The following is an 8,684-nucleotide window of genomic DNA, read 5'->3' on the forward strand; positions in this document are numbered from 1 at the left end:
ACAGTTGTGCTCCGAAGTGCTGGCCTGGGAGCAACGCCGGAATGAGGCGCAATCTCGGATTGAATGGAAGTTCACCCGCCAGGATGCCGACCGGAAACTAGCACGCCACTATGTAACGTAATTATATTGTCACGATACTAGATGCTCATTGTCTCCGATCGGCGGTACAGGCGATTCCCCGCTCATGCTGCCATTATCGGTGAGATGAGCCCCAAAATCACCTCCGGGATTTCATCTGAGAATACCTCAGTCCCGTAGGTTTTGCTCAACGCGGCGGGTCTTCCAAGTAGGTTCCTGGGGATTTCTCGGAGAGCGGCGTAATGCAGATCACCCTCCGGGCTAACACTCACCGACACCGTGCAACGAGGAGACCTGTACCATTCAAAGGTTATATGGCCATCCGGCTCTGCACCCAAAGTTGGATTGGGAATGTAAGGCGGAATCGCTAGAATAAATCGACGCGCAATGCGGAATGTTTCTTCGGAAACCGGGATTGCTCCATAGCCATCCCAGTTTTCATTCCGGAATTCTTCCCCGGCCTTGTCAAGTTCGTTGAACAGCTCTGCTCTGTTGTGGTCGAGAGCGGATGACTCAGGTTCAGCGGAGGAGCGCGCGTGGTGCGAAACGCAGTATGGCGAAAGCGAAGAAATCTGTGATTGAGGTTGATTGGCAATGTATGATCCTGAAAAGGAGTCTAGGCTCGATTGTTCCTCTCAGGCTGGCTTCAAATGCCAGTCCTATCGGGTCGGCCACGTTGGAAATAGCGGAGTCTGGGACTCTGGATGGCATCCTAACAAATTCCAGTGTTGAGGGGAGCGCGGCGCCAACTTGTAAACCCGACCGCCTGCTTTGCGGTAAAGGGATTTGCTGCCCGGGAGGGATCGCAAGGAGATCTGAAGAAATTCCAGCCATACTAACCTTTAGGCTCTCCAAGGGGCTCGATCTTTATCCCGTCCTGTTGGGCCACAGCACCAAACCGATTGGCCACCAAACCAAAGATTTCACGGGTCAATTGCTTTGGGCTGTTTAGGGTGGCGAGCACGAAAACAGCGTTAGGGTAGCTCAGTGACTTTTCAGTGGCATAGCGAAGCTCCCCATCGCACTCAGTAACCTTTGCGACCAAAGTCACACCGTCGGAGACGATCCCGGCGTCCTCGTTTTGCGTAGCGATTCATGTATTCCGAATAATGCTGTGGATTTTCAAACACAGCGTGAGCAGCAAAGGTGACAGCGAAGCGCTTTGCAACGGGGGGATTTATCGCAGCAAGGCAATTCAGTGTGGCATCAACCATGGTGTCCAACTGGTCAGTCCCCCGCCCCTGTTTAAAATTAATGGAAATCGCCTGACCGCTGACCGTGACCTGCCCGACATGATTATATATCGGAACCGTGAGGCTGTAAGAGAAAAGCTGATTGTGCCTCAGGATGGTGAAATCAAGGGGATTCGTTGCGAAACCCAGCGGAGAGGCGCAAATGGCTTTGGCCACCTCCTCCAGCTTAGCCTCAGCGAACGGAACCGGGATCTTAAACTCGTAAAGCGTCGATAGTGAAAACTCCTGGACCCTTGCCACATGCATTTTTAACAATTTAAGGGGGATTTGAAGCCTTGGCAAGGCAATGTCACGAATTTTCACGAAGGGAATTTGGGCTTAAAAACTTCTCACCCAAATTCGCGATAATTCGTTAAATTCGGATGTCCTCACAAGGCCAGGAGGAGCTTGCGGATTTCGTTCAAGCGGGCGGCGGGTTGGGTGCGGGAGAGGCGTGGGAATTTGCTGCCGACCATGAGGTAATCATTGGCGCGGGTGAGCATGAGTTTATCCTCTTTGACTTCGATAGCGGTGATGCCGCGGTCGGAAGCAAGAATCTTGAGTTCACCGAGCTGCAACAAGAGCGCCAAGGGAGCAGGGACAGGCCCGAAGCGGTCGCGCAGTTCCCGTTCGAGGGACTGCAAGGCAGGTTTATCAGCCGCCTGGGCGAGCTTGCGATAGACTTCGATGCGGTGGCGGGAATCGGAGATGTAATTGAACGGGATGCGTTCCTGGGCCGGGTTAAGCGCCAGGAAATCCAGGCGGACCTGGACTTCGACGCGCGGTTTGACCTTCTGGCCTTTCAATGAAGAAACGCTTTGTTTAAGAAGCTGACAGTACAGTTCGAAGCCGACGGCGGTGATATGGCCGCTTTGCTCGGAGCCCAGGAGATTGCCGGCGCCGCGGATTTCCAAATCGCGCATGGCAATTTTAAAGCCGCTGCCGAGGGTGGAGTATTGTTTGATGGCGCTGAGGCGTTTGCGCACATCGGCCAGGAGACCGGCGTGGCGCGGCAGCAGGAGGTAGGCGTAGGCCTGGTGTTTGTAGCGCCCGACCCGGCCACGCAACTGGTAGAGATCGCTCAAGCCGAAGCGGTCGGCCCGATCGATGATGATGGTATTGGCATTGGGAATATCCAGGCCGCTTTCGATAATCGTAGTCGAGAGCAGGACATCGGCCTCGCCGTTGACGAATTTGGTCATGACCTCTTCGAGGTCGTCACTGTGCATTTGGCCGTGGCCGACGACGACGCGCGCGCGGGGCACCAGGGTTTGGAGCTTGCGCGCCATGGTGTCGATGGTCATGACGCGGTTATGAAGAAAGAAGACCTGGCCGCCGCGGTTGATTTCGCGCTGGACGGCGTCGCGGATGACGCGCTCGTCGTATTGGGTGACGATAGTTTCAACGGGGAGGCGGTCATGAGGCGGGGTTTGGATGGCGCTCATGTCGCGCGCGCCGGTGAGGGCGAGGTAGAGCGTGCGCGGGATGGGGGTGGCGCTGAGGGTGAGCACATCGACCAGGCGTCGCAACATCTTGAACTTTTCTTTGTGCAAGACACCGAAGCGCTGTTCCTCATCGATGACGACCAGGCCGAGGTCCTTGAAGGCAATGTCCTTTTGCAACAGGCGATGGGTGCCAATCACAATATCGACCGCGCCGGCGCGGAGGTCTTTGACCACCTTCTGCTGGGCGCGCCGGGAGCGGAACCGGGAGAGCAGTTCGATGCGCACGGGGTAATCGGCCATGCGCTCGCGGAAGGTGTTGTAATGCTGTTGGGCCAGGACGGTTGTGGGGACCAGGACGGCCACCTGGCGTCCATCCATGACGGCCTTGAAGGCAGCCCGGATGCCCACCTCGGTTTTGCCAAAGCCGACGTCGCCGCAGATGAGGCGGTCCATGGGCTTAGGTTGTTCCATGTCGTGTTTGGTCTCGATAATGGCGCGCATCTGGTCGGGGGTTTCTTCGAAGAGGAACGCGCTCTCGAACTCGCGTTGCCAGGAGTTATCCGGGGCAAAGGGGTGCCCGGCCTGGGACTCGCGCGCGGCTTGGATGGCAAGCAGTTCGCTGGCCACATCGTGGACGGCGCGCGAGGCCTGGGCTTTGGCTTTGGCCCAGCGGGCGCCACCCAGGGTGTTGAGGGGCGGATGCGCCTTGCCTGTGCCGATGTACTTGCTGACCAGGTGCGCCTCTGTGACCGGCACGTACAACCGGGGCGGGGGCTGGGCCGGATCGCTTGGGGCGTACTCGAGGACAAGGCATTCCTGCCCTGCGTTGGCGCTTGCTGCCGGACCTTCCGTGGGCTTGGCGCCGGCGCCGATAGGCAGCACCTGAAGACCGGCATAGCGTCCAATACCGTGCTGGAGGTGCACGACGTAATCCCCTTCATCCAGCTCAGTGAAATCGATGTCGAGCGCCGAACGAGTTGTTTGGGCGTGCGGCGATTTAAGCCGGCGCGGTCTTTGGACTTTATAGCGGCCAAAGATTTCGGCGTCGGTGACGACGACGAGCCTGGCATCATCCCAGAGGAAGCCACGAGCCAGGGAGCCGATGTGCAACGAAGGGAAGGGCTCGGGGCCGTCCGGGAGTTGTGGCGCGGCCTCGGATTGGGTCAGGCCGTATTCGTGCCAAATCTCGATGAACCGTTGCCGCTCGCCGTCGTTATTGCAAAACACATGGAGCGAGTAACCTTGCCTAAGCCACCGATGCATCTGGACGAAGAACTCACGGCGCTGGGTCTCGGCGACCTGCGGTTCGGGCGGACGATCACTGAGCGGGCGAAATGCCTCGAGGCTTTGGAATTGCGGCGTGCGAATGCGTTCGAGAGGGCTGGATGCCTGACTGGTTCCAGGTTGCTCCTCTTGCTCGTCACCTGACAACGGGGCGCTGGAGGCCCAGGCCTCGGGCCTGTCTGAAACTGCTTCCGCCGCCTCGATGAGCGCCATGCCCCTGGCGGCGGCTTGTTTCTGGAATTGTGGCAAGGCAACATAGAACGGGTCCGAGCCGGGCACTTGGTTGCCGTACTCCTCCGCGCGGGCCTTGAGTTGGGAAGGCTCGCAGAAAAGAAGGAGGGTGTTGTTGGGCAGGTACTCGAGCAACGTGCCGAGATTCTGGCCTGTCAGGCCTTGGTTGCGGGCCGTTGAATCGTGTGCTGCGTCATTTGTCGCGCGTTTTTTTAACAGACCAAGCTCGCCTGCAGGGGCCAAAGTGACTTCCGGGATTTCGTGGCGGGAGATTTGGGTTAGCGGGTCAAAATTGCGGAGGGACTCGATTTCATCGCCGAAGAACTCCAGGCGGACCGGCCACGAGCTGTTCAGGGGATAGAGGTCTAGGATGCCCCCGCGCAGGGCCAATTCGCCTTTTTGAGTGACCTGCGCCTCGGGCTCATAGCCCTGTTGTTCGAGCCAATCGACCAGGTCCAGGGGCTCGACTCGTTCGCCGCGTCGGACCTTGCGGATTTGGCCGCGCAATGTTTCGCGGGCGAAGGTGCGCTGGAGCAAGGCCAGGACACTGGTGACGACAACCGGGGCAGGACCGGCGGGGAGCGGCTGGCGAGGAGCGATGAGCGCGATGAGGGTCTCGAGGCGTTCGCTGATGACATCCACGTGCGGCAGCCGCTCTTCGTGGGGGAATGTCTCCCAGGCCGGGTAAAAGAGCGGGGCACCGCTGGCCGAGGGGCTGCCGGGGCTTGGGGCGGGCGGGCTTTGTTCCAACAGCGAGCTTTCAACCTGCAACAGCGTGGCAATGTCCTGCTGAAAGCTCTCCTGGGTTTTTAATCCCTCCGCGACCACAACCAGCGGGCGCATGGGGAATAGATGGTGCAGCAGGACGGCCAAAAAGGGCTGTGCGGCTGAAGCGACGCCGGGACAGGACAACACTCCCCCTTTCTCCACGAGCCGCGCCAGGGATTGGACAGCGGGAGTATGCGAAACCTCAGCGAACAATTCGCTTGTCGCCGGGATAACCAGGTCTTGCGCCAAGCAAGGAAAGGATCGCAGCACCGCTGCGGTGCGTCAAGGGCGGGTAAAAAGCCCCCTAAATCTGTGCCTTACCTGGTTTCTGCCTCAGCGGGCTGGGCTGGGGAGGGCTGGGCGAGTTTGCTGTGGCGCCGGCCATAGCTGAAGTAGATCACCAGCCCAATAGCCATCCAGACAATCAGCCGGGCCCAGGTGTCGCGCGGCAGGCCGTACATGAGCCAAAAGCAGAAGAAGGCGCCCAGAGGGCAGACCACCCAGAACAAAGGCGTGCGGAATGGACGACGGATATCCGGGTCGGTAAAGCGCAGCACAAACACCCCGGCACACACAATAGCGAAGGCGAGAAGCGTTCCGATAGACACCAACTCGCCCAGCAGGCCGATGGGGAATAATCCTGACATAAGCATCGCCACCAGACCGGTCAGAATTGTAGCCAGCCACGGGGTGCGGAACCGGCGATGGACAGCGCTGAAGACTGGCGGCAGCAGGCCATCTTTTGACATCGTGTAGAAAATGCGAGGCTGGCCCAGCATCATGACAAGAATAACCGACGAAAGGCCCGCGATGGCGCCAATCTTAATGATTGGCCGCAACCACGCTACCGAGCGCCCCAGCGAATCAATGGCCACGGCGATTGGGTCCGGCACGTTGAGGTGGGTATATTTTATAATGCCGGTGAGAATCAGTGAGACGGCGATGTAAAGCACGGTACAGATCGCTAGTGAGGCCAGAATCCCGATCGGCATGTCCCGTTGCGCGTTTTTTGCCTCCTGTGCAGCCGTTGAAACGGCGTCAAACCCGATGTAAGCGAAGAAAATTACACCCGCAGCCCGCAGAACGCCTCCCCAGCCAAACTCACCAGGGGCCAGGGATGGAGGGACAAAAGGCTGCCAGTTTGCGGTGTTGATATAGGCCAGGCCGATGGCAATGAAAGCCAGGATCACCAGGAGCTTAATGGCCACAATAATGTTATTGAAAGTGGCGGACTCCTTGATGCCCAAAACCAGGAGGATTGTAATGGCGCCAACGATCACCATCGCGGGGATGTTGAGCACCGCGCCTGTGCTGGTCCACCCATGACTGAACAGAAGCCAGATATTCCACCCCGCCTCAGGGGATGCTGTGTGGTTGTAGGGGGCGGCGGTAAATGCCCGAGGGAAGACTATTCCCAAGTCCCCCAAAAACGAGACGACGTACCCCGACCAACCGACCGCGACTGTCGAAGCCGCAAACATGTACTCGAGAATCAAATCCCAGCCGATGATCCAGGCAATGAATTCGCCCAGCGTGGCGTACCCGTAAGTGTACGCAGAACCAGAGATGGGAATCATGGCCGAGAACTCCGCATAGCACAGCCCGGAGAGCGCGCAGGCCACTCCCGCCAGCACAAAAGAAAAAACAATAGCCGGTCCGGCATATTTGGCCGCCGCCTGGCCTGTCAGAACGAAAATGCCCGCCCCAATAACGGCGCCAATCCCCAAGGCAGTCAAATTTAGCGGGCCCAACGCCCGTTTAAGGCTCTGGTCGGTGAGGGCCTCAGCTTGGAGGGCCGTAACGCTTTTGCGGCGAAACAAGTTCATGGACAGCGCGCTATGAGCAGATGATTAATGCCCTTGGTAATGGGCGACGGAGGGTCGGAAGTCAAGGCGGAAGCATTTCCCCGAAATGGCTGGGTGGAAATGGTGCGGTTTCAACGCCCAAGGATCCGGCGAATTTGAGCTGACCCCTCGGCACCCGGAATGCCCTGAACCTCACCGGCTTCAATCTTGGCGACCCTCTGGCGTGTTTCCGCTTTCCAGCTCTCCTCAACCTCAGGGCTCAGATGCAGTCGCTGAGACAGCCGGTCCACGAGTTCCAAAAGCTGCTCGTGCGGCAAATGGCGGGCTTCTTCGATGATCTGATCAAGCGTCATCGGCATGGGGGAAATTTACCTAAGTGGTTTCAAACCTCAAGACGCAAAGACGCCGGATTAAAACGCTTGAACACCAGGCGCGCATGGGAGTAAGGATTGGCTATATATGAATCCGCAAATCTTGTTCCTGGCGCTGGTCTGGGTGCTGGTTGCCCTGCCGGCTGTTTCGCAACAGATCATTTCCCCTGAGATCAGCGCGGACGGGCGGGTGACCTTCCGCCTGCGGGCGGCCCAGGCCAACGAGGCCCAGGTCCGTTGCGAAGGAGTCAAAGGCGGCGCGATGCAGAAGGACGAGCAGGGGACCTGGTCGTTCCAGACCGAACCGCTGGCGCCGGATATTTATTCCTATTCGTTTATGGTGGATGGGGGGCGGGTAATTGACCCGAGCAACCCGCTGCTGAAGTACAACCTGCTCAACACTGAGAGCCAGGTGCATGTGCCGGGCCCGCCGAGCCTGGCCTGGGAGATAAACGACGTGCCCCGCGGGCAGGTGCATCATCATTTCTATAAATCGGCGGTGGCGGGTGATGAGCGGGATTTTTACGTTTACACACCGCCGAGTTACGACGCCCGGCAACGGCGCCGCTATCCCGTGTTGTACCTGCTGCACGGGTTTAGTGATGACGCCAGCGCCTGGACGTCCGTCGGGCTGGCCAACGTGATCCTGGACAATTTGATTGCACGCGGGCAGGCCAAGCCCATGGTGGTCGTCATGCCTCTGGGCTATGGGACAATGGAGGTGGTGCGTGCCGGCTGGGGCGGGGTGCGCAGGCGCGGGTTATGGGAGACGAACATGAGCAAATTCCGCGATACGCTGCTTGAAGAAGTAATGCCGCAAGCCGAGAGGGCCTACCGCTTGGCATCCGGTCCGGGAGAACGGGCGATTGCGGGGCTGTCGATGGGCGGGGCGGAATCGCTGCTGGTGGGGTTGAATAATCCGGACCGTTTCGGCTGGGTTGGGGCCTTTAGCTCAGGGGGAGTGGGAACAAACTATTCGGAGATGTTTCCGAAGGTCGATGGGAAGACCAACGAGCGGCTGAGGTTGCTGTGGATCGGATGCGGAGAGCAGGACGGTTTGCTGGCGCCGAACGAAAGATTCAGCGAATGGCTGACAGCCAAGGGGGTCCACCACACCTGGGTACACACACCCGGCCAGCATAGCTTCAGGGTTTGGCGCCGCTATTTGGCGCAGTTTGCCCCATTATTATTTCAGCACCAGTGACCAGGGGTTTCTGGGTTACAGACCCACTTTCCAGTCGAGACGACGCACTGATAGAATGCATGGAGGAGTTGTTTATGATCCGGTTCATCGCGTTGCCCTATCGGAGAGGGGAAGAGTTGGAGCCGCGCCACGGCATGCGGCCATGGTTAATGGCGCTGGTCCTGGGGCTGATTGTCTTTCTGCAGCTTGGGATCGTGGTCTGGCTGTTCTTTAGCCGCTGAGGGCTCCTGTTAATGTCTTCCGAAAAAGGTCTGCATCAGAGGGCC

The 8,684-nt window shown here is 58.7% G+C and carries 7 protein-coding genes; 3 read left to right on the forward strand and 4 right to left on the reverse strand.

Annotation, left to right across the window (positions count from 1 at the left end; genetic code table 11):
* The coding region (locus VG146_11635; protein HEV2393000.1) for an IS630 family transposase at positions 1–121 on the forward strand (121 nt) is incomplete at its 5' end.
* A 982-nt stretch (positions 122–1,103) separates the two neighbouring features.
* Here VG146_11635 and VG146_11640 read toward each other — a convergent pair.
* The 4 genes from VG146_11640 to VG146_11655 all read right to left on the reverse strand — a co-directional run bounded on the left by VG146_11640 (position 1,104) and on the right by VG146_11655 (position 7,202).
* Positions 1,104–1,634 carry a hypothetical protein gene (locus VG146_11640; protein HEV2393001.1) on the reverse strand — a complete coding sequence of 177 codons (531 nt, stop codon included), beginning with the start codon at positions 1,632–1,634 and terminating at the stop codon, positions 1,104–1,106.
* Between the two features lie 65 nt (positions 1,635–1,699).
* Complete coding sequence (gene mfd / locus VG146_11645; GenBank protein ID HEV2393002.1) at positions 1,700–5,308, reverse strand: transcription-repair coupling factor; 3,609 nt, start codon at positions 5,306–5,308, stop codon at positions 1,700–1,702.
* A gap of 47 nt (positions 5,309–5,355) precedes the next feature.
* A complete protein-coding gene (locus tag VG146_11650) occupies positions 5,356–6,864 on the reverse strand; it encodes an amino acid permease (protein HEV2393003.1) in 1,509 nt (502 codons plus the stop codon).
* A 110-nt stretch (positions 6,865–6,974) separates the two neighbouring features.
* A complete protein-coding gene (locus VG146_11655) occupies positions 6,975–7,202 on the reverse strand; it encodes an addiction module protein (protein HEV2393004.1) in 228 nt (75 codons plus the stop codon).
* Positions 7,203–7,302: 100 nt separating this feature from the next.
* Between VG146_11655 and VG146_11660 the strand changes: the two genes are divergently transcribed.
* The gene (locus tag VG146_11660; protein HEV2393005.1) at positions 7,303–8,418 is read left to right on the forward strand and encodes an alpha/beta hydrolase-fold protein; all 1,116 of its coding nucleotides are present in this window, start codon (positions 7,303–7,305) and stop codon (positions 8,416–8,418) included.
* A 74-nt stretch (positions 8,419–8,492) separates the two neighbouring features.
* Positions 8,493–8,639 carry a hypothetical protein gene (locus tag VG146_11665; GenBank protein ID HEV2393006.1) on the forward strand — a complete coding sequence of 49 codons (147 nt, stop codon included), beginning with the start codon at positions 8,493–8,495 and terminating at the stop codon, positions 8,637–8,639.
* The last annotated feature ends 45 nt before the right edge of the window (positions 8,640–8,684 follow it).

The organism is Verrucomicrobiia bacterium (genome assembly GCA_035946615.1).
Lineage (GTDB): Bacteria > Verrucomicrobiota > Verrucomicrobiia > Limisphaerales > UBA8199 > DASYZB01.

Bases quoted from the DNA above. Each gene is read 5' to 3' on its own strand.
- VG146_11660 (HEV2393005.1), top strand. From the start codon at position 7,303: ATGAATCCGCAAATCTTGTTCCTGGCGCTGGTCTGGGTGCTGGTTGCC.
- VG146_11665 (HEV2393006.1), top strand. From the start codon at position 8,493: ATGATCCGGTTCATCGCGTTGCCCTATCGGAGAGGGGAAGAGTTGGAG.
- VG146_11655 (HEV2393004.1), bottom strand. From the start codon at position 7,202: ATGCCGATGACGCTTGATCAGATCATCGAAGAAGCCCGCCATTTGCCG.
- VG146_11650 (HEV2393003.1), bottom strand. From the start codon at position 6,864: ATGAACTTGTTTCGCCGCAAAAGCGTTACGGCCCTCCAAGCTGAGGCC.